At 43.3% G+C, this 24,300-nt stretch carries 21 protein-coding genes and 2 pseudogenes; 7 read left to right on the plus strand and 16 right to left on the minus strand.

The window, feature by feature from the left end:
* Window positions 1–67: 67 nt before the first annotated feature.
* From AOT13_RS14825 to AOT13_RS19960, 5 genes and pseudogenes are all read left to right on the plus strand, one after another.
* A complete protein-coding gene (locus AOT13_RS14825) occupies window positions 68–781 on the plus strand; it encodes a hypothetical protein (protein WP_174407718.1) in 714 nt (237 codons plus the stop codon).
* On the plus strand, window positions 778–2,805 hold the full coding sequence (locus tag AOT13_RS14830; protein WP_042383828.1) for an ABC transporter permease: 2,028 nt from the start codon (window positions 778–780) through the stop codon (window positions 2,803–2,805). The genes AOT13_RS14825 and AOT13_RS14830 overlap by 4 nt, the downstream gene beginning before the upstream one ends.
* Window positions 2,789–3,655, plus strand: coding sequence for an ATP-binding cassette domain-containing protein (locus AOT13_RS14835; RefSeq protein ID WP_042383830.1), 867 nt, complete (start codon window positions 2,789–2,791; stop codon window positions 3,653–3,655). The genes AOT13_RS14830 and AOT13_RS14835 overlap by 17 nt, the downstream gene beginning before the upstream one ends.
* Window positions 3,648–4,274 (plus strand): hypothetical protein, encoded by a 627-nt coding sequence (locus AOT13_RS14840; protein ID WP_013401728.1) that lies wholly within the window; start codon window positions 3,648–3,650, stop codon window positions 4,272–4,274. The genes AOT13_RS14835 and AOT13_RS14840 overlap by 8 nt, the downstream gene beginning before the upstream one ends.
* 232 nt (window positions 4,275–4,506) lie before the next feature.
* Window positions 4,507–5,665 (plus strand): annotated as a pseudogene (locus AOT13_RS19960) (IS3 family transposase).
* A gap of 76 nt (window positions 5,666–5,741) precedes the next feature.
* Here AOT13_RS19960 and AOT13_RS14855 read toward each other — a convergent pair.
* The gene (locus AOT13_RS14855) at window positions 5,742–6,101 is read right to left on the minus strand and encodes a hypothetical protein (protein ID WP_013400596.1); all 360 of its coding nucleotides are present in this window, start codon (window positions 6,099–6,101) and stop codon (window positions 5,742–5,744) included.
* A gap of 11 nt (window positions 6,102–6,112) precedes the next feature.
* Complete coding sequence (locus AOT13_RS14860) at window positions 6,113–7,621, minus strand: T7SS effector LXG polymorphic toxin (RefSeq protein ID WP_042383833.1); 1,509 nt, start codon at window positions 7,619–7,621, stop codon at window positions 6,113–6,115.
* A gap of 506 nt (window positions 7,622–8,127) precedes the next feature.
* Between AOT13_RS14860 and AOT13_RS19690 the strand changes: the two are divergent.
* Window positions 8,128–8,452: pseudogene (locus AOT13_RS19690) on the plus strand (ISNCY family transposase); the annotation flags it as partial.
* Between the two features lie 216 nt (window positions 8,453–8,668).
* Here AOT13_RS19690 and AOT13_RS14870 read toward each other — a convergent pair.
* The 11 genes from AOT13_RS14870 to AOT13_RS14920 all read right to left on the minus strand — a co-directional run bounded on the left by AOT13_RS14870 (window position 8,669) and on the right by AOT13_RS14920 (window position 20,645).
* Window positions 8,669–9,385 (minus strand): CAP domain-containing protein, encoded by a 717-nt coding sequence (locus AOT13_RS14870; RefSeq protein WP_003249849.1) that lies wholly within the window; start codon window positions 9,383–9,385, stop codon window positions 8,669–8,671.
* 792 nt (window positions 9,386–10,177) lie between these two features.
* Window positions 10,178–11,626 (minus strand): dihydrolipoyl dehydrogenase, encoded by a 1,449-nt coding sequence (gene lpdA, locus AOT13_RS14875; RefSeq protein ID WP_003249847.1) that lies wholly within the window; start codon window positions 11,624–11,626, stop codon window positions 10,178–10,180.
* Window positions 11,627–12,880: a dihydrolipoamide acetyltransferase family protein gene (locus AOT13_RS14880; RefSeq protein WP_013400590.1), complete on the minus strand. Its 1,254-nt coding sequence runs from the start codon at window positions 12,878–12,880 to the stop codon at window positions 11,627–11,629.
* Window positions 12,881–12,897: 17 nt separating this feature from the next.
* Window positions 12,898–13,893 carry an alpha-ketoacid dehydrogenase subunit beta gene (locus AOT13_RS14885; RefSeq protein WP_003249843.1) on the minus strand — a complete coding sequence of 332 codons (996 nt, stop codon included), beginning with the start codon at window positions 13,891–13,893 and terminating at the stop codon, window positions 12,898–12,900.
* Window positions 13,890–14,960, minus strand: coding sequence for a pyruvate dehydrogenase (acetyl-transferring) E1 component subunit alpha (pdhA, locus tag AOT13_RS14890; RefSeq protein ID WP_003249840.1), 1,071 nt, complete (start codon window positions 14,958–14,960; stop codon window positions 13,890–13,892). Before pdhA ends, AOT13_RS14885 begins: the two co-directional genes overlap by 4 nt.
* Before the next feature lie 18 nt (window positions 14,961–14,978).
* Window positions 14,979–16,115 carry a Leu/Phe/Val dehydrogenase gene (locus AOT13_RS14895; protein ID WP_013400587.1) on the minus strand — a complete coding sequence of 379 codons (1,137 nt, stop codon included), beginning with the start codon at window positions 16,113–16,115 and terminating at the stop codon, window positions 14,979–14,981.
* Window positions 16,116–16,129: 14 nt separating this feature from the next.
* Entirely contained in the window at window positions 16,130–16,531 is a 402-nt protein-coding gene (locus AOT13_RS14900) for a thioesterase family protein (RefSeq protein ID WP_042383836.1), read from the minus strand.
* A gap of 126 nt (window positions 16,532–16,657) precedes the next feature.
* The gene (locus AOT13_RS14905; RefSeq protein WP_042383838.1) at window positions 16,658–17,452 is read right to left on the minus strand and encodes an ABC transporter ATP-binding protein; all 795 of its coding nucleotides are present in this window, start codon (window positions 17,450–17,452) and stop codon (window positions 16,658–16,660) included.
* The gene (locus AOT13_RS14910) at window positions 17,427–18,419 is read right to left on the minus strand and encodes an ABC transporter permease (RefSeq protein WP_003249833.1); all 993 of its coding nucleotides are present in this window, start codon (window positions 18,417–18,419) and stop codon (window positions 17,427–17,429) included. Before AOT13_RS14910 ends, AOT13_RS14905 begins: the two co-directional genes overlap by 26 nt.
* A 20-nt stretch (window positions 18,420–18,439) precedes the next feature.
* On the minus strand, window positions 18,440–19,453 hold the full coding sequence (locus AOT13_RS14915; protein WP_003249831.1) for an ABC transporter substrate-binding protein: 1,014 nt from the start codon (window positions 19,451–19,453) through the stop codon (window positions 18,440–18,442).
* 238 nt (window positions 19,454–19,691) lie between these two features.
* A complete protein-coding gene (locus AOT13_RS14920) occupies window positions 19,692–20,645 on the minus strand; it encodes an NAD(P)H-dependent flavin oxidoreductase (RefSeq protein ID WP_003249829.1) in 954 nt (317 codons plus the stop codon).
* Window positions 20,646–20,713: 68 nt separating this feature from the next.
* On the opposite strand from AOT13_RS14920, the gene AOT13_RS14925 reads away from it, so the two are divergent.
* Complete coding sequence (locus tag AOT13_RS14925) at window positions 20,714–21,244, plus strand: gamma carbonic anhydrase family protein (RefSeq protein ID WP_003249827.1); 531 nt, start codon at window positions 20,714–20,716, stop codon at window positions 21,242–21,244.
* Between the two features lie 50 nt (window positions 21,245–21,294).
* Here the strand turns inward: AOT13_RS14925 and paaX are convergent, their stop codons facing one another.
* The 3 genes from paaX to AOT13_RS14940 form a co-directional block, all read right to left on the minus strand.
* Entirely contained in the window at window positions 21,295–22,170 is an 876-nt protein-coding gene (paaX, locus tag AOT13_RS14930) for a phenylacetic acid degradation operon negative regulatory protein PaaX (protein ID WP_003249825.1), read from the minus strand.
* A 118-nt stretch (window positions 22,171–22,288) separates the two neighbouring features.
* Window positions 22,289–23,077, minus strand: a complete 789-nt coding sequence (locus tag AOT13_RS14935) for an enoyl-CoA hydratase-related protein (protein ID WP_003249823.1) — start codon at window positions 23,075–23,077, stop codon at window positions 22,289–22,291.
* 14 nt (window positions 23,078–23,091) lie between these two features.
* Window positions 23,092–24,297, minus strand: coding sequence for a thiolase family protein (locus AOT13_RS14940; protein ID WP_003249821.1), 1,206 nt, complete (start codon window positions 24,295–24,297; stop codon window positions 23,092–23,094).
* Window positions 24,298–24,300 lie beyond the last annotated feature (3 nt).

Consider the following 24,300-nt stretch of genomic DNA (forward strand, 5'->3'; position numbering starts at 1 on the left):
ATGTGTTTGTTTATTAATGGATTGAATGAACAAATGTCAGATGAAATATTTGAGGGGACAAGATGAGATGAGGATGTTTTATGTGTGGTTAAGGATGGTTTTAAGTTTAAAAATAGAAATGGTTTTTGCTATTGTTTTTTCTTGCATCCTTATTGTTTATTGTAGCAATCCTTATGCAGTCAATCCGGCAGAGTTTACCCTATATACTAAGTATTTGATTCCTATTGGGGTTTGTGTCTGGTTATTAGTAAGTCTTCGCTTGCATCTTTTAATTACAAATTCAGTTCCTATTGATTGGATTGCAATTAATGAAATCGTGGAAAGCCCAAAAAAGATCGGAGCTAATCAAATTTCTATTGCATTTCTTTGCTTTTCGATATTGCAAATGCTAATTGCTGGAATAATAGCAAGTGCGATTATCATTGCTTTTTCCTCTGGCTGGGATCTCTTTGCCTTTATTTTCAAATTGTATCTCATTTATTATGCCCTTCCATTTGCGTGGGCTTGGGTGACTGGACTATCCATCAGCGTGGTTTATGTATACTATTCTCGTAAAAGGGCGGTTTTGTTCATCTGTGTATTTCTTCTGTGGATAATAACGTTATTTTACCTGGAATATGGGCTTGTATCATTTAACGTATTTATTGAAAATCGTTGGCCTTATATTGATCCTTTACTTCATTTGACATTTCTAAAAGAGAATATGCTTGTCAAGTTAGCATATTTCATTTGTTCAATAGGGGTTTGTTTCATTTTGATGAAAGCGAGTGATAAGCAATGAGGTGGAAATTTTTATTTGTTTTTTATTTGAAACAGATGTTTAAAAGTAAGCTATACGCTGGGGCTAGCATATTATTTTTTGTTTTGTTGATTGCTAGACTCATTTTGTTCTTTTCAGATCCATATGATATGGAAGCGTATGGACAGCTGCCACATGAAGTCTTGATGCTTGTGCAAATGGTGTCGATCTTTTACATCGTTTTTTTCTATCTTCTCCATTCAAAGGAACTTCTTTATGGCGTCCAGTCGTTTTTTACGGATGGCTATCGCATTATGTTGGAGAAAATGAGCGCGATGTTTGCCGTTCATGTTTTGTGCCAAGGGATCATGGTGATGATTGCCTATGGCATTTTTTCACTCGTTTATTTCATCGTGGGAATCGAGCCTTCAGATTTTTATTTGTCGTTGCTACGGTTTCTTGCCGTCTACATGTTCGGACCACTGGTGCTCAGCATAATGTATGGCTTGATGGTGGCGATGTTTTTTGGGACAAAAAAGATCAGCTTTTTTGTCATTTTAGTCGTATGGATTGTGACCGGCAGTATGACGACGGAACTATTTATTGATTTTTTTCAAAAGGTTCATGCGAATGACTGGAAATCGTTGCTTTTTATCGGAAAACACGCTGTCCAACATGTATATAACTCTTATATTGGTTTTGAGGTGGATAGGGGAAATGAATTGAAACTCCTCACATGGTTTCTCGTCCTTTTCGGAATGGTTTTGATGTTGTCGATTCGTTGGGCACTTACAGCGAGGGAGCGGAATGTTGTCATGAAAGTGCTCTTGGTGCTGCCATTTCTTGTTGTCGCGTCAGCTTATGGCTCTTTGGAGTCAAACACAAAAGCGTTTACTCGAGCCGATCAAACAACGGAGATCAATGACTATCGAAAGATGAACATAGATGTAAAGACAGATTTGCGGTATGATATTCAGTCTTACTCCATTTCATTGAAAGAAAAACAGGCCACCGTGCATGTGAAGTTTTCCCGTATGGACACGATGAAGCCAACGTTTCAACTGTACCATGCTTATCCGATCAAATGGATTCAAGCAGAGCATAAACGAATCAAGTTTGCAAGAGAGGGAGATATTGTTACTGTTTATCTGCCTGAAGGCACGACATCTCTCACGTTTCGGTATGACATCGTGGATACAAGCTTCATCCCTTATACGAACGGACGAACGGTTCTTCTCGCCGATAAAGCGTGGTATCCAAAAAAGAGAGCATCGCAAATGTATAAAATATATGAGTTTGTCATTTACGGGACAAAGGAACGGCTATGGTGGAACGAATTCACGGACCAATTTTTGCCGAGAGAAAACAATGATTTTACCTTGAAAGTGGATGGTGATGTGCTGTTTTGTAATTTGCCGAAGCGGGGGTCGGTTTACAGCGGCGAGGCGCAAGCGGTCACGCTGATCAAGGGACAGGGTCACCGGTTCGTTTATAAAGGTTATCAGATTATATATCCGGCCGACTGGCCGAAGATGGATGAGAGGGTTTCAACGGTGGTGCCGCAGCTGGAGGAGGCATTTCAGGACGTGCGGCAGCTTGCACCGACAACGGTAACGGTCTCATCACTCCCTAAAACCATTGTGTTTTCTAGTTTTGGACTGTCTTCGTTTATGGCGAATGATCATCTCGTATACAACACAAATAATTCATATGCTATAGATAAATACCACCTGGAACAAGATTTTTATGAAAAAATGCTCCGGCTTTCGGTGCAACCAAAAGGATCATTCGTCATGTATAATGAATGGATTCATGCGGCTGCTCAATTTTTAATGGAAAAAAGAGACTTGCGAAAAATCGATATGTTTAGAAGTCACCAATCAGATGTTTTACCGAAATCAAAACAGGAACTCATTAAATCCATTTACTTTGCGTTTCAGCAATTGAGCTTAGAACAGAAGCAACAATTCTTGCGAAAATGGTATCAGGAAATGGACGAAACATGGACATGGGATCAAGTATCACAATTAGTAAAGGAGTCGGGGGCCATTGGATATTTACATTGAGGGATTGACGAAAGTCATCAAAAAGAAGCAAATCTTATCGGACGTTACACTTTCGATTTCAGGAGTTTACGGGCTGCTAGGACCGAACGGTGCGGGCAAGACGACGTTAATGAAAATATTGGCCGGGTTGCTGGAGTTTAGCGCTGGGCGCGTGCTTCTTGGAGAGGAGTTGATCAGTACAGGCACTCGCGTGAAACGAACAGATCATATCGGGTATTTGCCCCAAGATTTTATGATTTATCCGGAGTTAAAAATGTATGAGGTACTCGAACATATTGCGATTCTTCAAGGGGAGACTCCGACATCGTGCCAAAGTAAAATTAAGGACGTTGTAGAACAAGTGAATTTATCAGAACACATCAATAAAAAAATGCGGGAACTATCCGGTGGCATGCGTCGGCGGGTCGGCATCGCCCAACTTTTATTGCGCAAGCCGTCTGTTCTCATTTTTGACGAGCCGACAGCGGGGCTCGATATTCGGGAGCGCGTGCGTTTTCGCAATTTGTTGAAGCAGCTCGGAAAGCGCCATACGGTCATTATTTCTTCCCATATTGTCGAAGATATTGAGTTTCTTTGCACGAAAATCGGCATTATCGAAAATGGGAGAGTTCTATTTGAAGGGGAACCGGAGGAATTAAAGAAAAAAGCGGCCCATTGCACATATGAGATCAACGTTTCGTTTGCAGAGCTCGATGAAATCATGGCGACGAAAGAGGTCGTACAAATGAGTGAAGAGCCTTCTCACGTTGTAGTGCGCGTATTATCGGATAAACCGATCGGCCAGCGCGTCAGCCCACGGTTAATGGATGGATATTTAGCCCTTTTAAAAGAGGCGGCCCCCCTTGAATAGGCTCGTTCACTTATTCAAATTTGATATAAAATTGCTAGGCTATTTATATAGCTTTCCTTTCGTGGCTTACGCGCTGTGCATTCTGTTAATGTTGGCTTTTGCCTCACGTTCCGATGCGCCGTTTATGCCGTATATCGTCGTCCAAGGCATTGCAGTCCCGATCGCTGGTTGGCATTTAGTTTTTTTGTATAACAGCCTTTATGAAGAAGGGGCAACGGAGGCGTTAATGTTTTATTATCGGAAAATCATTGTGATCGACTTCATACGTTATGCAGTTTTGCACGGAATGTTCATCTTCTTGCTTGTTGGCTTAACAGCATGGCTTAACGGTGTACGATTTTTTACCACTCCTTTAATTATGCATCTGATTATGTTGTTTATCTTTTATCAAATGATCGGTATTGCCGTTTTAAGCGCTGTCCAAAGTTTAGACATTGCACTCGCGATTATAGCGACTTATACGTTTATGGAAGTTGCAACACAAGGAACGTTTATGCCATGGCCGCATATATTTCTTTTTCGAGAACCTGTCGATACCATTTCGGTTTTCCTTCCGTTCTTTTGGCTAGCAATAGGTATTTTCTTATCAGCAATGCAGATATGGAAGAAGTTTAAATAAATGTATGGGCAGAGTGGTTTGAAGAAGGAAATTTTTTCCTTTCTTTCGTTAATGTGATTATCAAATTGACGGTACTAAATTATTCGCTTCGAAAGGGGGGGAGAAGGATGGTTGTCAATAAGGCACATAAAAAGAGAACCAACTTTGGTATTATCCCCTATACAAGTAGACAGCGAAAAAAGAGGACATTTGATATGATGTTCTTAAGAGTCTACTTGGGAGGGGATTTTTTATGGCGAAGAAAGGACAAACTTTTCACACCTATTCCGAAGAGCTGAAACGGGAAGTCGTTCGTTTGAAGTTGGAGGAGGGCTGGTCTTATCGGCAGCTCCGCGAACATTTTGGAATCAAGAGCGACGCCCAGATTGCGCAATGGGGCAAGAAAGTTCAACGCGGCGAGTCATGGAAAGATCAACGGGGAGTGTGGAATCGCAAACATTTTTCCAGTTTGGAAGAGGAAAACGCGTATTTGAAAGCGCAGGTGGAATACCTAAAAAAGCGCAATCCAAATCTACACGGGAAGGAGTGATCTTAAAAGCGGAAAGGTTTCTCATTATTGAGGAACTGCGGAAAAAGCATCCACTTGTATGGCTGCTCCAAATTGGCGAAGTTTCCAAAGCTGGATACTACAAATGGCGCAAAAACCGATCCAAAAGGGCGTTGCGTCTGGAAGAAGATCTTCTGTTGAAAGAACATTTACTCGCTATTCATAAGATTCATTCATACTTCGGATATAAACGAATGACAAGGGCATTATCTAGGGAAGGAATCATGGTAAACCATAAACGTGTACGACGTCTCATGAGGGAATTGGGAATTCAATCGGTAATTCGCAAAAAGCGTCCTTTCTACGGACGAAGAGGATCTGTGGTATTTCCGAATGTCTTAAACCGCGAATTCTGCGCCGACCATTCGTTTCAAAAGCTCGTAACAGATATTACGTATGTGCGTGCGGGAGATACGTTTGCTTACTTGTCTGCGGTTTTAGATTTATATAACAACGAAATTGTCGCGTGGGAATTATCGGAAAGAAACGATCTTGAATTGGTATTAATACTCTGAAACAACTAGAGGAGAAGCCATTTAGTAAGAATGCTCTTCTGCATTCGGATCAAGGATTCCAATACACGACAAAATCCGATGAGAACCAGCTCCAAGAACTCAAAATTCAAGGAAGCCATTCCCGAAGAGGAAATTGCCACGATAATGCGTGTATCGAAAGCTTTTTCTCCCATTTAAAGACAGAAAAGCTGTATTTAGTGCGCCCAAAAACGATCAAACAGGCGCATCAGGCGATAGAAGAATATATTGATTTTTACAATCACAGTCGTTTTCAAGAAAAGCTAAACGGCCTTTCCCCGATTGAATACCGAGAAAAGGCCGCAGCTTAATATACTCTTTTTTTCATTGTCTACTTGACAGGGTTATGTGCAACGCTTTGCTCTTGAGTCCCCCTTTTTAATATATTTATTTTTCCTCAACATCTAGTAAATAATTATAAAATTCTTCGTGTAAAGCACTATCCTTTTTTAATGACTCGTTTGTTTGTTCTACTATTAAGTCCAATGTAAATTTATCGGACAAATCATCCCCACCATCAATCATTACTAATATAGAATGTATCGCCCCTTTTAATACCTCATTCAATACCTTTTCATAAGCTAATTTTTTTTCTTCAGTGTTAATCAAATTTTGCAACATTTTATACTCCTCTTCATAATCTGACCAAATCAAGTCAGCATCATCTTTAAGACTATCAAGGGAGGTTTTTACCCAATAATCTTTGATACGCTTCAGTTGTTGAAATAATAATTTTTGTTTTTCCACAAAATCACTCCTTACTTTTTATACCAATATTTCCCGTATTTAATATCCATTTGCTTTGCAAAATCAATTATTTCCTTCGCCGTAGGTGTCCTTCCTAACCTCTTTTCCCATCGAGCCCATTCTGTTGTGATTTTAGAGTGTATTTTTGGGTCTACTCCCCTGAGATATTTGACTTCATGAATATTAATTCCTACTTCTTTCATGATTTTTTCATATTTTTGTGGCAAACTATGATGAACCTGCCATCCTTCAGGTAATCCTGGATACTCTTGTAAATATTTTTTTCTGTAGTTATTCTTACTAGCTTTTACAGTCCCCTTATCCCCAGCCTCCACTTTTGCTAAGGTAATTAGCTGATCTTTCAACCCAACACTATTTACCACATTATAAGGCACTCCGCCCGACAATGCCAGTTGCAGTTGGGGATGTGGTGCATATGGCAAAAGTTTCGCGATCGATGACGGATCTATGGCAGCCGCTGCCTTTTCTACGCTATGTTGTACAACTGTTTTTGTCGTTGATAGCCCTGTCTTTGTTATAGATCCAGCACCTTTGGTGCCTGCTATGGATGTTGCAATGATGCCTAACGCATAGGTGACCCAATGGGCTCTGGAATATGCATCTCCATTCACCATATCCCGTTCAAACGAATCTTGTATGGCTTTGGATATATATTTCACCGTATCGACTGGGTGGATCACTGCATGGATGAACCCCTCGATCGTCCCGACAGGATTGGTGACAAAATCGTATAGTCCCGCCACAAAATCTTTTCCTGTGTCGAAGATTCCCACTCCGACACCTTTGAGGATGTCTTCAAATAACTCCTCCTCATTTTTTGGATGATTGATTTCTTCGCTTTCTACTATTTTCTTATACGCTTCTTTCTCTTGAATCGCTTTAATATTGTAACTAGCAATGGAAATATTCCTGTGTTTAAACATGGCCTGCATTTCAGCGATATAGTTGTTCATTGCCTCTATTCTTGGGCGTAATTGTTCTAGTGCCGCTGCTTGGGAGCGGTCGAATTCGTATAGTTGTTCCAAGGTTTCATTTTTATTTCTTTCGGCTTGCCGGACTCCTTCGATGACACCTTGCTCATCTAGATAGGGCAATGAAACAATGTCCTGCACACTGGCTATTTCTTTGTTTGCCTCTGAAACGAGGGTTCGCGTCACTTCGTAAATTCTTTGTAACCCCACCTGCACTTCCTGTTGTAAAAAATCTTCTCGAATGACTCCATGCTCGTGTGATTCCAAGGAAGCAGCGGCTTGTTTGATTTGCGTTAACGTATGTTGAAAATCAGCTAAAAATTGTTCTAAGTAAGTTAAAAACGGAATGTGACAATCGGCGTAATAGTTGCGGATCGCATCTCCGCCTTCTCCAGTAAAGGCATGGCCGAGGGAAATAAATTGCCGAATGGATTGGCGGATTTGTTGGAGTTGACGCCTCTTTTCATCAATGCTTTGCATGGTGCCATCAATGGCATGATATAAGTCTCGAACATGTAAAATTTTCAATAGAGCTCACCCAATTCATTTTATGGAAACTTTTCTCACAGAAAATGTTCCATTTCTGATAAAGTAATCAAACCCGATTCTTCTTCATTTTCACAAACATCAACACTATTTTGAATTTTATGAGGTTAATAATGATCATTCTTTAAGTATAAATTTAAGAGTTCTCGTTGTTCCATTCCGCAGATTTGCATGAAATCATGTGGAAACATTTTTCCTGTTTTCGGTAAAGTAACAAAACAAAGCACCAGAAACAACCCTACAATCATTATTAGCAAACTCCTATTGTCAAAAGGTGTCGAATAATGAACATTCTGAAAAATAACCAAAAAGCACTATTCCATTTCACCTATTTAAAAAGGCTGAACGAGGTGATAGGTATGCATGTGGAACTGAATATCCCAACGGAGGTTGAATTTCGTTATCGATAATCCTTTAATAATCTATTTCATTTTGGGTTATCAAAGCTACTCTTGGAGAAGTCTTTAAAGCTTCAATTTGAATACAGGGAACAGTGGGATATCGAATGGGGATTGGGCGGTGCCGCGTATGACAGAAAGATTCGTCCAACCGCAGAACAGTCAGGAATCCTATGGATTTCCTCCATCAACCGCCGCAATAGCAGGGAACAAAAAGACGCCTACGGCCGTGTTCTTCCTGTTTTTTTGCAAACGCCGTTTGGCCAATGGCTGTTTGGACTTCGCCGCGGAATGGAACGGATGTTCAACGAGTGAAAAAGCGACGGAGCGAAACAATCAAGATGGTATGGATTTCATCGAATATGTACTGCATGTGTTGTGTTGCATCTTTATGCATAACTTTGAGTTTTTACTCCGGTTTTGCAACACCGTCCACAATAACAAGGGGCTGCCTGATGAAAAAATGCGCCATCCCCTTAAAAATCAAGCTTCTCATCAGGCTGTTTTTGCCCATCGGCAAAGGGAGAATGGAAACAACAAAATCAACTTTTGCTGCTCAAGAAACGGGCAAAAAAACACCACTAATGCTGCTTAGTGGTGTTTTAGTAGTGTGGCGCAGAAACGCCGGCACTTATTTTCTGATAAATTGTTGCGTCCAGATGTACCCGTTTTCTTCAAAACCTACGCCAATATGAGTATAGTTTTTGTTCAAAATATTTGCCCGATGGCCTTCGCTGTTCATCCAAGCGGCCACTACTTCTTGCGGCGTCCGTTGGCCTTTTGCAATATTTTCTCCAGCGGCTGTATAAGAAATGCCGAATTTTTTCATCATTTCAAATGGCGATCCATACGTCGGACTGTTGTGGGAGAAATAATGGTTGACCGCCATATCTCTTGATTTTTCCCGGGCGACTTTGCTTAATGCTGCATCGACCTTCAAAGGCGGCAAGCCATATTTCGCCCGCTCTTTGTTCGTTAAATCTACGACTTGTTGTTCATAAGCTTTAAGTCCTGCTTCATTTTCATTTGCTTTTTTGCTTTCATTTGCCGCAGGAGTTTGTGCCGCTGGCTTATTAGCAGGAGCTTGTCCATTCGCCGCCGGTTTTTGCACAGTTGTCGTGCCCGGTTTTGCTACTACTTTGAAATTTCCTGTTTTATCTAAAATAAATGGAAGTTTTGATTGAATCCATTTTTCGATATCTTGTACGTTAGATGGATAGACCGTATAAGTTTTAGTTTCATAGCCTTGTGCATTTGGGCATGGAGCAGCCTCAGCCGCTTTCGCTGTAAACGACGCACCGACAATCGCTAAAGACGCAGCAAGGGAAAATACGATTTTTTTGTTCATGTTTCTCCTCCTCCAATCACATTTCTTGCTTGCACGTACATCATAACACGGATTTTTTGTAATATTTGTGGATAAATATGGATATTAGATTTATTTGCTATTTTTTTCTGCAAGATAAGATTTTTTCATATAAAAAATCGAAGCCAATCCCCGTGAAAACAAGAATTGTAAAAAAATTTCTTTCATGGCTATTTCATCATGCATTGGCTCCCCTATTATTCTTTCCCATCTATTACTTGCGAAACAAGGGTTGACAAAATGCAAGAAGAAGAGAAAAATTAACATTTTTTACGGTAATGTTACAATGTCTCATCTTGTTTGCGAATTTTGACAAGAATGTTTTATTACGTTCTTGCAACCTTCGCGCAAATTTTGAATAATTGTATTCGTTTACTGAAGGAAAATAAAGATCGTTCCTAAGCTGATAGGCGCAGAGCATTTTATCGAGCCTGTGAAAAATACGCTTGACATTTACCAGCATAGTGCAGACGCGCTACGTTTAGATTCCATTTCATAGTTCGGCTAGGAAGGGTTCATATTCTTAGAGAGAGTGTAGCGATGTTCGCTTATGGTTCATGAGTTAATTAGGTATCGAAAATTTGTTTGCCAAAGAATATGCGACCATTTGCAAAAATATATTAAACGATACGGCGCAGACATGTTTGATTGTGGAATGGAAAAAGTGGTGATCTTGGCAATGAATATTCCCCGTATATACATTTGAAAACAAATCAACCGCCTTTCCTCCCCGGTTAACACAAACGTTTCAAACAAAGCATAAAGATAGCAGTCTCAGCGAGAGACTGCTTTTTTCTCGTTCCCTTTTTGTTTTGCTGGCGGGAGATGAACTGCTTCCGCCTGCAATGCTTCTACTGCTTCTAACAAACTTTCATTGTTACTCGGGTGCGGATAAAAAGGAAATTTTATATCTTCTTCGTGTGCGGCCATTTCCAATCCAATAATTCCACTTGAAATGAGATCAATAGCCCCAACACCAATCATATGAACACCTAATATTAAATCATGTTTTGTATCACTGATGATTTTTACTACTCCATCTTTTTGACCAATAATGCCGGCATATCCGTTTCCAGCTACCGGAAAACTTCCGACACGAATGTCCTCATACTGCGCTTTTGCTTCTTCTTCCGTCAATCCAACACTTGCTATCGGGGGAATGGAATGCACAATCGTCGGGAGAAAGGTGAGATCGATTTCGGACTGTTTTCCAGCAATTGTTTCAGCGGCGACCTTTCCTTGTTTGATCGCTTTCACTGCAAGCATCGACCCGCCTGTTACATCTCCCACAGCGAAAATATGAGAAAGCGATGTTTGCGCTTGATGGTTGATCTCAATAAATCCTTGTTCCGTGCGCTGGATGCCAAGACGGTCGAGGCCTAACTCATCAATGTTCGCTTTCGCTTCACATGCCACAAATATATGCGACCCCTCCGCCGTCACCGTTTCTCCTGACGCTGTTTTTAACGTGGCGGCAACGGCGTCTGGGGATGATGTGACACTTTCTACTTTGCAATGCCGATAAAGTTTGATTTTTCTTTTTTTCCATATTCTCTGCAATTCTTTAGCGACCGTTTCATCCAGCCCAAATGTGCCATCATTCGTAATGACGGACACTTGCGAACCAAACGCGTGAAAGCTCATTGCCACTTCAAGTGCAATATAATCATCTCCATATACGAGCAAATGACTCGGCAATGCTTCCACTCCATATATGGAATAAGCGTTTAAAATGCGGTCATGGTCAATGGTGATAGATGGCGGTGAAACGTATGATGCCCCAGTGGCAATGATGGCATGCCGAAAGCGGTACACAGCAAACGCTTCTCCCGACTCAACACCAATGCGGTCTTCCGATAAAAAGGACGCTTTGCCGCAAATGACTTCGATGCGGTTTGCTTTGCAAAGCGCTTCGACACCTTGGCGAAGCTGAGTAACGACCTTTGTCTTATAGTTTTGCAGTTTGCCTAATTGAAACGAAACATGCCCCAATTTAATCCCGATTTCTTCTATATGAGAAATCTCTGCCATTTTCTGTGCAGCATGAGTGAACACTTTTGACGGAATACATCCTTTGTTCAAGCAAACACCGCCGAGTTCCGCTTTTTCGATGAGTGTGACAGACAGCCCAAGCTGGGCGGCGCGAATTGCGGCGTTATATCCGCCTGGTCCTCCGCCGATGATAACGACATCCCGTTCATGAGCAAGTTCTCCGACTACCATTTATACCAACTCCATTAACATTAGTTTTGGATTTTCAATCAGTCTTACGAAATAGTTGGTAAACGCCACCGCTGTCGCGCCATCGGCAATGCGATGGTCAAATGACATCGAGATGTTCATCATTGAGCGCACTGCGATTTCATCGTTTTCCATGACAACAGGACGTTTTTTTGTTTTGTGGAACGCCATAAGTGCCACTTCTGGATAATTAATAATTGGGGTTGCACCAATGCTGCCGCCGAGCGGGCCAACATTGCTGATGGTAAATGTGCTTCCTGTCATTTCTTGGAGCTCTAGTTTGTTTTCTTGCGCTTTTTTCGTGAGACGTTTCGCTTCTTCATGAATCTCCCGCAGTGACTTGCTTTCGACATGTTTGATGACTGGCACGATTAATCCTTCTTCTGTGTCGACTGCAATGCCGATATGATGCTCTTGTTTAAGATGGATCTCTTCGCACTCTTCATCAAGCCTGGCATTAAATATCGGAAACTTCTTTAACGCAAGCGACAATGCTTTAATGAAAAACGCCGTTGCGGAAATATGGAAATTGTGCTGTTTCAGTTCTTCACGGAACCAGATGAGCTCAGTGACATCGACTTCTTCAAAATGTGTGCAATGCGGAATCGTATATAACGATTGCGCCATTTTTTTCGCGATTTGCTTGCGGCGGCCGCGGAACGGGATGACAGAAAACGCTGGTGCATGGTCATCCGCTTTTGCGAATGATGGAACTTCCGTATCGCCGCCTGCAACTGATAAATGATTCGCTTGCTTCGCATTGTTAGTTTCGATAAAGCGGTACACGTCTTCGTCGGTAATTCGGCCGCCTCGTCCTGTGCCAACAACTTGTTCTAAATCCACCCCGTGTTCGCGGGCAATTTTCCGAGTATGCGGTGAGGCAAGCACGCGCCGTTCTACCGCACGCTTAGCGAAAGCTGCCTTTTCTTCTTTCATGACAAACGGTGGAGTGGATTCTGTCGGCACTTCCGGCGGATTGGACCGCATTTCCGCAAGTGGCGGTGATGTTGCTTTTAACGTAAGAATCGTCGTGCCAACTGAAATTGTTTTTCCTTCGGGAACGAGAATATCTTGGATGATGCCTGCGGCTGGCGCAGGTATTTCCGCCACCATTTTATCTGTCTGCACTTCGACTAGCGGCTGGTCTGCCTTTACATAGTCCCCTTTTTTAACGAAATAACTTAATACGACTGCTTCGGTCATTCCTTCGCCGATATCATGAAGCTTCACTTCCATTGCTTCTCCCCCTTCCGCTAGAAGTTCATTACTTTTTCGATCGCGTGTAAAACGCGCTGTGGCGTTGGTAAATAATCATCTTCATAGGCGAAAAACGGCACGGGAACGTCAAATCCAGTCACTCGTTCTACTGGCGATTTTTGATATAAAAACGATGTATCATTAATAACAGCGAGAATATCATTTGCCAATCCACCGGTGGCGTGTGCTTCCTGCACAATGACCGTTCGACCTGTCTTTTGAACCGAATCGGCGATGATATCTTTGTCAAGCGGGTAGAGTGTTCGCAAGTCGATGACATCGGCATGAATTCCTTCTTTTTCGGCAGATTCGGCTGCTTTCAGCGCTACTGGAACCATTGCCCCCCAAGCGATGACGGTCACATCGCCTCCTTCGCGCAATTTTTTTCCTTTGCCGATTTCAACAGTATATTTTCCTTCTGGCACATCCTCGCGAACTGCACGATAACTGCGCATTGGCTCTAAAAACAGCACCGGGTCAGGATCTTCAATGGCGGCAATGAGCAGCCCTTTTGCATCATATGGCGTGGACGGGCAGACGACTTTGATGCCCGGCATATGGGTAAACAGTGCTTCGGTGCTGTCAGAATGAATCTCTGGTGCGCGCACACCCGCGCCATATGGGGCGCGAATAACCATCGGCACGGTAAAATGCCCCATCGTCCGTGCGCGCATCCGTGCGGCATGCGTCATAATTTGCTCGTATGCTGGATAAATAAAGCCTAAAAACTGAATTTCCACGACAGGACGAAGTCCGCTGATCGCCATTCCGATCGCTGCACCAGTAAATCCTGCTTCGCTTAACGGTGTATCGATCACCCTTTCCTCGCCGAATTCTTCCTGTAATCCTTCCGTAGCGCGGAATACACCGCCGTTTTTTCCGATGTCTTCTCCAAGCAAAATGACATCTTCTCTCTCCTTTAACATCGTGCGAAGCGCATCATTCACTGCTTGCACAAGTGTTAGCGTCTTGGTGTTCATCGCCGTTATCATCCTTCGATCCCCCGCTTCCATTGAAAATACGCGTTTCTCTGTTCCGTAATCGTCCACGTCGGTTGAGCAAAAACATAATCAAACATGTCAGCCGGGTTCGCTTTTGGATATCGTTCCATTTCGGCTACTGCTTGCTCGATTTCCATGCTCACTTCCTCCTGTACTTGATTCGCCCATTTTTCATCCCACCAACCTTCCCGCTGCATAAATCGTTCCATCCGCTTGATAGGATCGGTCGTCTCGCGTCTTCGCTTGCTTTCTTCTTGATCGCGGTATTTCGATGGATCATCGGAAGTAGTATGGGCGCCATAACGCCATGTGACCGCTTCGATTAACGTCGGCCCTCTCCCGTTTCTTGCCCGCTCGAGCGCTTGCTGTGTTTCAAAATACACGGCAAAAATGTCGTTCCCATCGATGCGAATGCCAGGAATGTCGTATGCCAGCGCTTTTTGCGCGATCGTCTTTGATTTCATTTGGCGAGTAATCGGCACAGAAATCGCATATTGATTGTTTTGGTTGAAAAAGACTACAGGTACATTGAAAACGCTTGCAAAATTAAGCCCCTCGTGAAAATCTCCTTCAGATGTTGCTCCATCTCCAAAATAGACAATAACTGCATTTTTCGTTCCTTTCCTCTTTTCAGCGTAAGCTGCTCCTGCTGCATGCGGCAGCTGAGTGGCAATCGGAACACTCGGCGGAACGATTTTTTTTCCTTCCGGCGGAACACACCCTTCCGTTCGGCCTTTCCAATATAGAAGTATCTGCATTAAAGAGCAGCCAAATGTCATCATTGCGCCGTGATCGCGGTATGTCGGAAACATCCAGTCGCCATCGCGCAGCGCAAGAGCGCTTCCAACTTGGCACGCTTCCTGCCCCTCGTACGGAACATACGTACCAATGCGACCTTGCCGCTGCAGACTGACACATTTTCTATCAAACGTCCTGGTACGGATAAGATGGCGGTACATCGTCATTACCAGTTCTTTTGTCATTTGTTCACGATATTCGGATCGTACGATACACCCTTGTTCATTCATAATTTGCATTATCGGAAACTGAAATTCCATCGAATCCCTCCTTTACTGTTACCGGCGGATATCCCACTTCGGCTGTTTGCGGTGCGTAAAAAAATCATTGCGGCGGCTACGCTGCTGCAACCGCTCTTCACAAAAACGGTTTGCTGCTTCGATTGTTGTGATATGGTCTGCTTCTGCACGGGAATAAATATGAAGGAGCGTCGAATAAATCGCTTTTGTTTTTTGTAGTACACGTTCTTTATTCAATCCGTACAGCTCATCAGCTACTTGAATAAGTCCTCCAGCGTTAACGATGTAATCTGGCGCGTATAAAATTCCTTTCTCTTTCAGCAGCTGTCCGTGGCGCACATCAAGTAATTGATTGTTGGCGGAACCGACAATCGCTTTTACTTTCAACACATGTATCGTATTATCATTTACAACATTGCCGAACGCACATGGAACAAATATATCCGCGTCTGTTCTGTAAATTTCCGTCCCTTGTACAACTTTTACGTTCGCTCCCAATTTTTTTGCATATGATACAATCGCTTCAATTGCCGTTGGATGAATATCGCACACATACAAGTCCGCTCCTTCTTTCAATAAACGCTCCGCTACTTTTCTTCCTACTTTTCCTAACCCTTGGATGGCGTACGTTTTTCCATGAAGCTCGTCGCTTCCCCAAATCACTTTATTGGTAGCTTGAATACCGTAAATGACACCTAACGCGGTCGGTACCGAAGAATCGCCGCTGCCGCCATACTCTTCAGGAACACCTACGATGCAGTTTGTTTCTTTCATCGCGTGAACGAAATCATCCGGCGTCGTTCCCATATCAGTACCTGTGTAAAACCGGCCATTCAACGATTCAACAAACTGGCCAAATGCACGGAACAATTCCGGTGTCTTGTCTTTGTGTGGGTCTCCGATAATAACCGCTTTGCCGCCGCCAAAATCTACATCTGCCGCAAGGCATTTATACGTCATCCCTTTCGAAAGACGGAGCACATCAAATAGTGCGTCTTCAACGGTCGCATATGGGTACATCCGACATCCGCCAAGCGCTGGGCCTAACGTTGTGTCATGAATGGCGATAATTGCTTTTAATCCCGTGTTTTTATCATTACAAAATACGACTTGCTCATGGTCACGAATTTGCGTAAATATATCCACCGCTTTCCACTGATTGGTAACGGTATTCATATTCTTACAACCTCCTATGAATGCAACTGTTGTTTCTGTAACATTTGATCGATTTTTTGCTTTGGTAAAATCACTTGTTTCACTTCACCGATTCCGATTACTTGTACCTCATTTTTCGCTTCCACTTTCGTTACGACAACATTGTCACGAAGTTCTGTCACTGTCGCTGTCACCGTCACTGTCGATCCTTCCGCCGTCGGAGCTATATGTTTCACGAATACAGCCGCTCCCATTCCTTCTTCATGCTCTTCTAAATAAGGTAAAATAATTTTACGGGAAGCCCATTCCATGTGATATACCATGGATACGGTAGAATAAGCCCGATGGACAATATTCCCTTCAAATTGGGCAAACATATCAGGAGTCACGACCGTTTCCACCACAGCGGTGTCTCCCACTTTCATTGCTGGTTTCATCTTGTTCCACTCCTTCTATTATTACTAATAAATATATATACGTTTTAAAAACGTTATATTATTTTATGTTTTAATCCGAAAAAAGGGGATAAGCCCGAAAATGCTTATCCGATCTTCACTTATTGTTCAACTTAACACTGCACGGTCGCTCACTAGTTGAGTACCACGAATCCGCTGGAATTCCGCCAATAATTTTTCTACCGTTAACCCCTTCTTTTCATTTTCATTCACTTCCAAAATGATTTTTCCTTTATCCATCATGATAAGGCGGTTTCCTAAATCGATGGCTTGTTGCATGTTATGGGTGACCATTAATGTTGTTAATCTGTATTGATTAACAATATCTTTCGTTAAATTGGTAACCAATTCTGCTCTCGCCGGATCTAAAGCAGCCGTATGTTCATCTAGCAACAAGATGGACGGTTCTGTAAATGTTGCCATCAGCAAAGACAACGCTTGCCGCTCTCCGCCTGAAAGCAAGCCAACTTTCGCCTGTAAGCGGTTTTCTAAGCCAAGATGAAGCGTCGCGAGTACCTCACGAAAGTAATCGCGCCGTTTTTTTGTTACCCCGCGATGAAGCGTGCGTTTTTGATTCCGCGCGTACGCCATCGCAAGATTTTCCTCAATGGTCATGCTTGGCGCCGTTCCCGCCATCGGGTCTTGAAACACTCTTCCGATGTAGCGAGAGCGAACGTATTCTGGCATCATTGTCACATCTTGGCCGTCAATATAAATTGTTCCTTCATCGGGAAATAGCACGCCTGAAATCAAATTCATTAAAGTGGACTTTCCTGCGCCGTTGCTGCCGATAATCATGACAAAATCTCCTTTTTGAAGCGTCAAATTGATATCTTGAAGGGCGATTTTTTCATCGGCCGTTCCTTCGTTAAACACTTTATAAATCCGATTTAATTGCAACATCGCTTTCACCCTTTCCGTTTGCAGAGATTGCGATGACCTGCGCGCGCTCCCGCCTTTTCTGCTCTTTGCGCTTTTTCTTTTGTTGTTGGCGAACGATTTGCGGCATGACAAGCGCTAAAATGACAATGCACGCCGTGATAAGCTTCACGTCTCCTGTTTCTAAAAACTGCGCACGCAAAGCAAGGCTAACAACAATGCGGTAAATGATCGATCCGCCGACGACTGCGAGTGTCGTTCTCGCAATCGTTTTTGTTCCAAATATTGCCTCCCCAATGATAACGGAAGCGAGACCGATAATAATCATGCCGATTCCCATGCCGACATCGGCAAACGCGCCATATTGCGCAATAAGCGCTCCTGAGAACGCAACCATTGCATTTGAAAGCCCCAGACCTAAAACGATGAGCAAATTCGTATTCGCCGACAAGCTGCGAATCATACGCGGGTTATCGCCCGTGGCCCGGATCGCGAGCCCGATTTCTGTCTGCAAAAACCAGTCCGTGAAAAATTTAAACAGAAGAGTAAGAACCGCCATCGATACGAAGATTCCCCACGTTTTCGCCGCTGCTGAATCAAGGCCGAACTTCGCCCCCCATTCTTGAATCATTGTAAATATTGTTTTTTGATTTAAAAGCGGCACATTAGAACGCCCCATAATGCGAAGGTTGATGGAGTACAGCGCAATCATCATTAAAATCCCTGACAAAAGAGCGTTAATTTTTCCAACTGTGTGAAGAATCCCGGTCATGCACCCAGCAGCGAACCCGATAAAAAGCGCAAGACATGTCGCAACAAGCGGATTGACTCCGCTGACAATAAGCGTCGCTGCAACGGCGGCTCCAGTAACGAAGCTGCCGTCCACCGTTAAATCAGGAAAATCTAAAATACGAAACGACAAATATACTCCTAACGCCATAATGGCATAAATAATTCCTGATTCGATCGCACCTACCATCGCCGTCAACAAAGGCATTCATCCTTTCGAATTTATTCGATGTATTCCGCCATTTGATCCCACTCAGGCTTCAGCTTGATTCCTTGCTTTTGTGCTGCTTGTTTATTGATCACAAGCTTTAATTTGTCCGGATATTCCGGTTTAATTTCCGATGGCTTTTTCTGTCCTTTTAAAATGGCAACTGCCATTTCTCCCGCTTGATAACCGATGTCATAGTAATCAAACCCATACGCCGCAAAACAGCCGCGTTTTAATGAATCAAGCTCTCCAGTAAAAACAGGGATTTTTCTTTCATTGGCAACGCTCACGACCGACTCGATTGCCGATACAACCGTATTATCGGTGACAATATACAGCACATCTGCTTTGCCAACTAAAGACTCTGCTGCCTGTTTCACTTCTGCTGTTGTTGAAACAGATGTTTCCACAAACTTCAAATCGGTGTTCTTCGCGGCAACTTTTACTTTTTCAATTTGTGCCACTGAGTTTTGTTCTCCTGCGTTATAAATGAGCCCAACCGTTTTGGCGCCGGTTTGTTCATCAATAAATTGAATGGTCTTTCGAATCGCATCAGGATGGCTATCTGTTGTTCCAGTAATATTTTCACCAGCTTGATCCATCGATGGAACTAAACCGGCACCGACTGGATCAGTCACAGACGTAAACACGATTGGAATTTCTTTCGTAGCGTTTAATGCGCTTTGTGCGCTTGGGGTGGAATTGGCAAAAATAAGATCAACTCCATCAGACACAAAATTGTTCGCAATCGTTTGGCTGTTGTTCATGTCTCCTTGCGCGTTTTGTACATCGTACTTGACGTTTTCCCCTTCTTTAAATCCGCCGTCTTCCAGCGCTTTTTTAAACCCGTTGAACGCAGCATCCAACGACGGATGCTGGCTAATTTGCGTGACGCCAATCGTGACTGTTTTTCCCTCCTTTTCATTCCCTTCAGCACCTTTTGTCGCTGTCTTCTCTTTCGTGCAACCTGAAAGCGCTAACATACCAACAAGCATAGGTACTGCCAGTCGTTTGATTGCTTTTTTCATTCCTTATCCCTCCTTGATTTTTATCCAAATTGGCATAACGCCAATTTTCTCCTTATGATATGCTCTTATTTGCAAACGCTTACAAAAAACATCATAAAAATATTTAATAACGTTAAAATAACGTTATACTAAATAAATATTATCAATCAAATAGACAGAAAGTCAATAATTTTCTTAAAAATAATAATTATAAAAAAGAACATCTTGGCGGGAAGATGTTCTTTCTTCACCCAAAATATTATGAATGGAGAAGTGTGTTTAGTTTATTCAGCTGCTGTTTCGCTTCTTCCATCATTTGCTGAAATAGTTCTGCCACCGTCGGCATGTCTTCGATGAGTCCAGCAATTTGCCCTGCATTGACAAATCCTTCATAAAAATCCCCTTGAAGCGCTCCGCGACGATGGCGGTCTTCTGATGTATATTCATTGAACTTTTCCAGCGACACTCCTTCCTTCTCATACTGCAGCAATTTCTCTGCATACGGAGTGCGCATAATTCTTCGCACCCTTCCAACTGATCGACCAACAATCACTGTTTCGTTCTCACTGGCATTGGTGATTAACTGTTTGTACGTCTCATGAAACGGCGCATCTTTTGTTGCAATGAGGCGCGTACCTAATTGAACTCCTTGAGCGCCAAGAGCGAATGCAGCGAGTAATCCCCTGCCGTCTCCAATTCCGCCGGCAGCTACGACAGGAATGCGGACAGCGCTTGTGATTTGTGGGATCAACGCCATTGTCGTCAATTCTAACGTCGAATTAATTCCCGCTGCTTCATATCCTTCAGCAACAATAATATTTGCCCCCGCTGCTTCCGCTTTTTTCGCCTGTTTCACCGAAGCGGTCACGACAATTATTTTCACGCCTTGTTCTGCAAGACGTGGAATAAGCGGTGCCGGATTCCCCGCTGACAATGAAACGACAGGAACGCGATGTTTGAAGACTAACGATATCATTTCGTCTACATACGGCGTTACTTGAATCGGAATATTAACGGCAAACGGTTGGCTTGTTCTTCGCTTTGTTTCGATGATGATTGCTTCCACGTCATCGGGCGGCATTGTGCCAACACCAATCGTTCCAAGCCCTCCCGCTTCGGACACGGCACTAGCCAGCTGCGCGTTGCTAATATTGCCCATTCCCCCTTGAATGATCGGATAACGAATATGTAGCAAACGGCAAATATCATTCATAAAATTCCCACCCCGTAAAAATTGTGTTATACTTATCATAACCTTACCATACTTTAAGGAGGATGGGAATGATTTATTGTTACAATGGAAAAACGCCGAAAGTGGACGATACAGTATTTATCGCTCCTGGCGCTCATATTATCGGCGATGTTACGATTGGAAAAGAATCGACCATTTGGTTTAATGCCGTGTTGCGAGGCGATGAAGCACCGATTATTATTGGGGAGCGCTGCAGCATTCAAGATAACTCGACATGCCATTTATATGAGGGATCGCCGCTTGTGGTGGAAGACGAAGTGACGGTCGGCCACAATGTCATTCTTCACGGCTGCACCATTCGAAAACGCTCTATTATCGGCATGGGTTCCACGATTTTAGACGGTGCCGAAATCGGCGAAGAATGCATTATCGGGGCGAACACGTTAATTCCTTCCGGCAAAAAAATTCCGCCGCGTTCTCTTGTCATGGGTTCTCCGGGAAAAGTTGTCCGTGAAATTACTGAAAAAGATTTAGCACTTATTCAATTGTCGATTGATACGTACGTTCAAAAAGGGAAAGAATATCGTCAACTGTTAGCAGATCGAAGCAAAAAAGCATAAAAGCACTGCTTTCCATCAGCAGTGCTTTTATGCTTTTCAGTGGAAAAGTGTCATTCCACAATAAAAGGATGATCATAGACATCATATTCCTCGTCTTTTTTCTCTAGTTCATTTCCATCCATAAACACAGATTCAAAAAAACGGCTAGCCGGAACAGCTAACTCCTTGTAATATTCACTAAATAATGCGGCAGCATGGCTCCCCATCCACTGTTTTGGAAGCAGCTCTTCTGGCAATCCCGGATCGATAAACAGAAACTTGCGATATTCATGCACGAGCTTCGTTCTCTCGACAAAACATTCTGCATCTGACATTTCCCCGCGCTGAATTTTATGTTTATCAATAATGTATTTTTGGCTATAAATAGAAATAAACTCCTCGTACTTTTGGTTAATTTCATCCAAGTCCCAACATTTCTCAACTAATCGCTTGTTCGTGTGTGGTCCGTCATATTGCGCGATAAAGAAATCGACATATGGTTCAATCTCATATTTATCGATTAAATCATACACTTGCTTTTCTAAATTATTCGGAGAAATCCAGCAGCTGTTGGAAATCGTGCCAAAACCGCTCCAAACGAGCTCTTTGCGCAATTCGTCCCGCACATTCCGTATTTCTTCAGGAATCGTATACACTAAAATACGCCACTTGCCGTCCCATTTTTCCGGGCGGATTTTATAAATACGTTTTGCAGCTTCTTCCATGCGTTTAATTCCCCGTTCCGTCAACGAATAGTAGCTTTTATTCCCCTTTTTTTCCGCTTTTACCCATCCTTGCTTGCTCATTCGCGAAACCGCAGCACGAACAGCTTGGTCATTATGCCCAAACTCTTTTAATAAGCGAATTAGGCTGCCAATCCAAATTTTGTTTCCATAATGACGGATATAATCACCGTAAATAGTAAAAATCATCGACCGCGTATTCATGCTCATTGTGGACACCCTTTATCTTGTTTTCAAGATATAATCGTAACAAATTTTTATTACGACGACAAGACGAACGAAAAAAAAACGTTAAATAAAAAGGGGAGGCTCATGCGATGAGTCACTCCCCTGTAAATTGTGGTTTTCGCTTTTCGCTAAATGCAGCTAATGCTTCTAAGCGATCTTTCGTCGGAATCGTTAATTCGTATGCTTTCGCTTCAATGGCGATCCCTGTTTGCAAATCAACGTTCATGCCTTGTTGAATCGCGTATTTCGCTTGCTGCAAAGCAATTGGGCCATTTTGCATCATTTCGTGTGCCAGCGCTTCACAGCTAGGCATTAAATTTTCTTTTTCTACTACGTTTGTTAACAGGCCGTATTCATACGCTTGTTCAGCAGTTATTTTACGGGCCGTCAAAATTAACTCTTTCGCTTTCGCTTCGCCAATTAACCTAGGAAGCCGCTGCGTTCCGCCAGCGCCTGGGATAATCGCCCAGCTCACTTCGGTTAACCCCATGATTGCTCCTTTCACTGCGATTCTGAAATCACAAGCAAGCATTAGTTCAAATCCGCCGCCAAACGCATACCCATTTACAGCAGCAATCGTCGGCTGCGGCAAATTGGCCACAGCATTGAAAACGTCGCGGATTTTTTTCACGTTGCGCCGCACTTCCATTTCATTCAACGTCTTCCGTTCTTTTAAATCCGCGCCTGCGCTGAACGCTTTGTCTCCCGCGCCAGTAAAAATCACAACACGAATGTCGCGATTAAGGTGGATGCGCTCCACTGCTTCTCCAAGCTGGCACAACGTGGCGTAATCAAAACAGTTCATCGCTTCTGGACGGTGCAATGTCACGTAACCTATATGATCTCTCTTTTCCACCAATACGTTTGCCATTATCATTTCCATTGTTCTTCCCCTCATCATTCATCAGTATTTTCAACAATCGTAGCAATTCCTTGGCCAACGCCGATACACATCGTTGCAAGTCCATATTTAACGCCCCGTTTTTTCATTTCGTAAATGAGTGTTGTTAAAATGCGGGCGCCACTTGCCCCAAGCGGATGGCCAAGAGCGATCGCTCCACCGTTGACATTTACCTTTTCGCGGTCAAGACCAAGCTGTCTAATGCATTCTATCGATTGAGATGCAAACGCTTCATTCAACTCTGTTAAACCAATATCACCAATCTTCAAGCCAGCGCGAGCCAACGCTTTTCTTGTCGCATAAATCGGGCCAATTCCCATCACCGCTGGCTCTACTCCCGCCACAGCCGATGTTACATACTTCACAAGTGGTTTCATACCAAGTTCTTTCGCTTTTTCCACGCTCATCAATAAAAGCGCGGACGCTCCGTCATTTACTCCTGAAGCATTTCCGGCTGTGACAGTGCCGTTTTCAAAGAGCGGACGCAGTTTTGCGAGTTTTTCCAGCGTCGTGTCTGGACGGGGGTGTTCATCTTTGTCCACGATGACTTGATTGCCTTTGCGGTCGTAGTAGATAACCGGAACTAATTCGTCGGCAAATCGGTTCGATTCAATCGCCTTTTTCGCTTTCATTTGGCTCTCATAGGCAAATTCATCTTGTTCTTCTCGGGAAATGCCGAACCGCTTTGCGACATTTTCCGCTGTTTGCGGCATGCTGTCCGTTCCATACATTTCCTCCATCTTCGGATTGATAAATCGCCAGCCAATCGTTGTATCAAACATTTCCATATTGCCGCGTGGAAAGTCGGCACTTGGTTTTGCCATGACAAATGGCGCGCGCGTCATGCTTTCCGTTCCGCCGGCAATGACCACTTCCGCTTCTCCTGTCATGATGGCGCGCGCCGCGTAGTTCACCGCATCAAGCCCTGATCCGCACAAGCGGTTAACCGTCGTCCCCGCTACTTCGACCGGCAATCCGGCCAATAAAGCAGACATACGAGCGACATTCCGGTTATCCTCTCCTGCCTGATTGGCGTTACCGAGAACAACTTCTTCAATTTGCTGGACAGGAAGATGTGGATTACGTTCAACCAGTGCGCGAATCACAATAGCGCCAAGATCATCCGGACGGACGTCTTTTAGCGCTCCTTTATATTTTCCTATCGGTGTCCGTACTGCGTCGACAATGACTACTTCTTTCATATT

The organism is Parageobacillus thermoglucosidasius, from assembly GCF_001295365.1.
GTDB lineage: Bacteria > Bacillota > Bacilli > Bacillales > Anoxybacillaceae > Parageobacillus > Parageobacillus thermoglucosidasius.

Coding starts and splice junctions, on each gene's coding strand:
- AOT13_RS14880 (WP_013400590.1), bottom strand. CDS start 12,880: ATGGAAGTGAAGCTTCATGATATCGGCGAAGGAATGACCGAAGCAGTC.
- AOT13_RS14940 (WP_003249821.1), bottom strand. CDS start 24,297: ATGAAAGAAGTAGTCATTGTCGACGCAGTACGGACACCGATAGGAAAA.
- lpdA (WP_003249847.1), bottom strand. CDS start 11,626: ATGGTAGTCGGAGAACTTGCTCATGAACGGGATGTCGTTATCATCGGC.
- AOT13_RS14915 (WP_003249831.1), bottom strand. CDS start 19,453: ATGAAAAAAGCAATCAAACGACTGGCAGTACCTATGCTTGTTGGTATG.
- paaX (WP_003249825.1), bottom strand. CDS start 22,170: ATGAATACGCGGTCGATGATTTTTACTATTTACGGTGATTATATCCGT.
- AOT13_RS14825 (WP_174407718.1), top strand. CDS start 68: ATGAGGATGTTTTATGTGTGGTTAAGGATGGTTTTAAGTTTAAAAATA.
- AOT13_RS14895 (WP_013400587.1), bottom strand. CDS start 16,115: ATGAATACCGTTACCAATCAGTGGAAAGCGGTGGATATATTTACGCAA.
- AOT13_RS14920 (WP_003249829.1), bottom strand. CDS start 20,645: ATGAATGATATTTGCCGTTTGCTACATATTCGTTATCCGATCATTCAA.
- AOT13_RS14935 (WP_003249823.1), bottom strand. CDS start 23,077: ATGGAAATGATAATGGCAAACGTATTGGTGGAAAAGAGAGATCATATA.
- AOT13_RS14830 (WP_042383828.1), top strand. CDS start 778: ATGAGGTGGAAATTTTTATTTGTTTTTTATTTGAAACAGATGTTTAAA.
- AOT13_RS14870 (WP_003249849.1), bottom strand. CDS start 9,385: ATGAACAAAAAAATCGTATTTTCCCTTGCTGCGTCTTTAGCGATTGTC.
- AOT13_RS14925 (WP_003249827.1), top strand. CDS start 20,714: ATGATTTATTGTTACAATGGAAAAACGCCGAAAGTGGACGATACAGTA.
- AOT13_RS14905 (WP_042383838.1), bottom strand. CDS start 17,452: ATGTTGCAATTAAATCGGATTTATAAAGTGTTTAACGAAGGAACGGCC.
- pdhA (WP_003249840.1), bottom strand. CDS start 14,960: ATGGAATTTCAGTTTCCGATAATGCAAATTATGAATGAACAAGGGTGT.
- AOT13_RS14885 (WP_003249843.1), bottom strand. CDS start 13,893: ATGATAACGGCGATGAACACCAAGACGCTAACACTTGTGCAAGCAGTG.
- AOT13_RS14900 (WP_042383836.1), bottom strand. CDS start 16,531: ATGAAACCAGCAATGAAAGTGGGAGACACCGCTGTGGTGGAAACGGTC.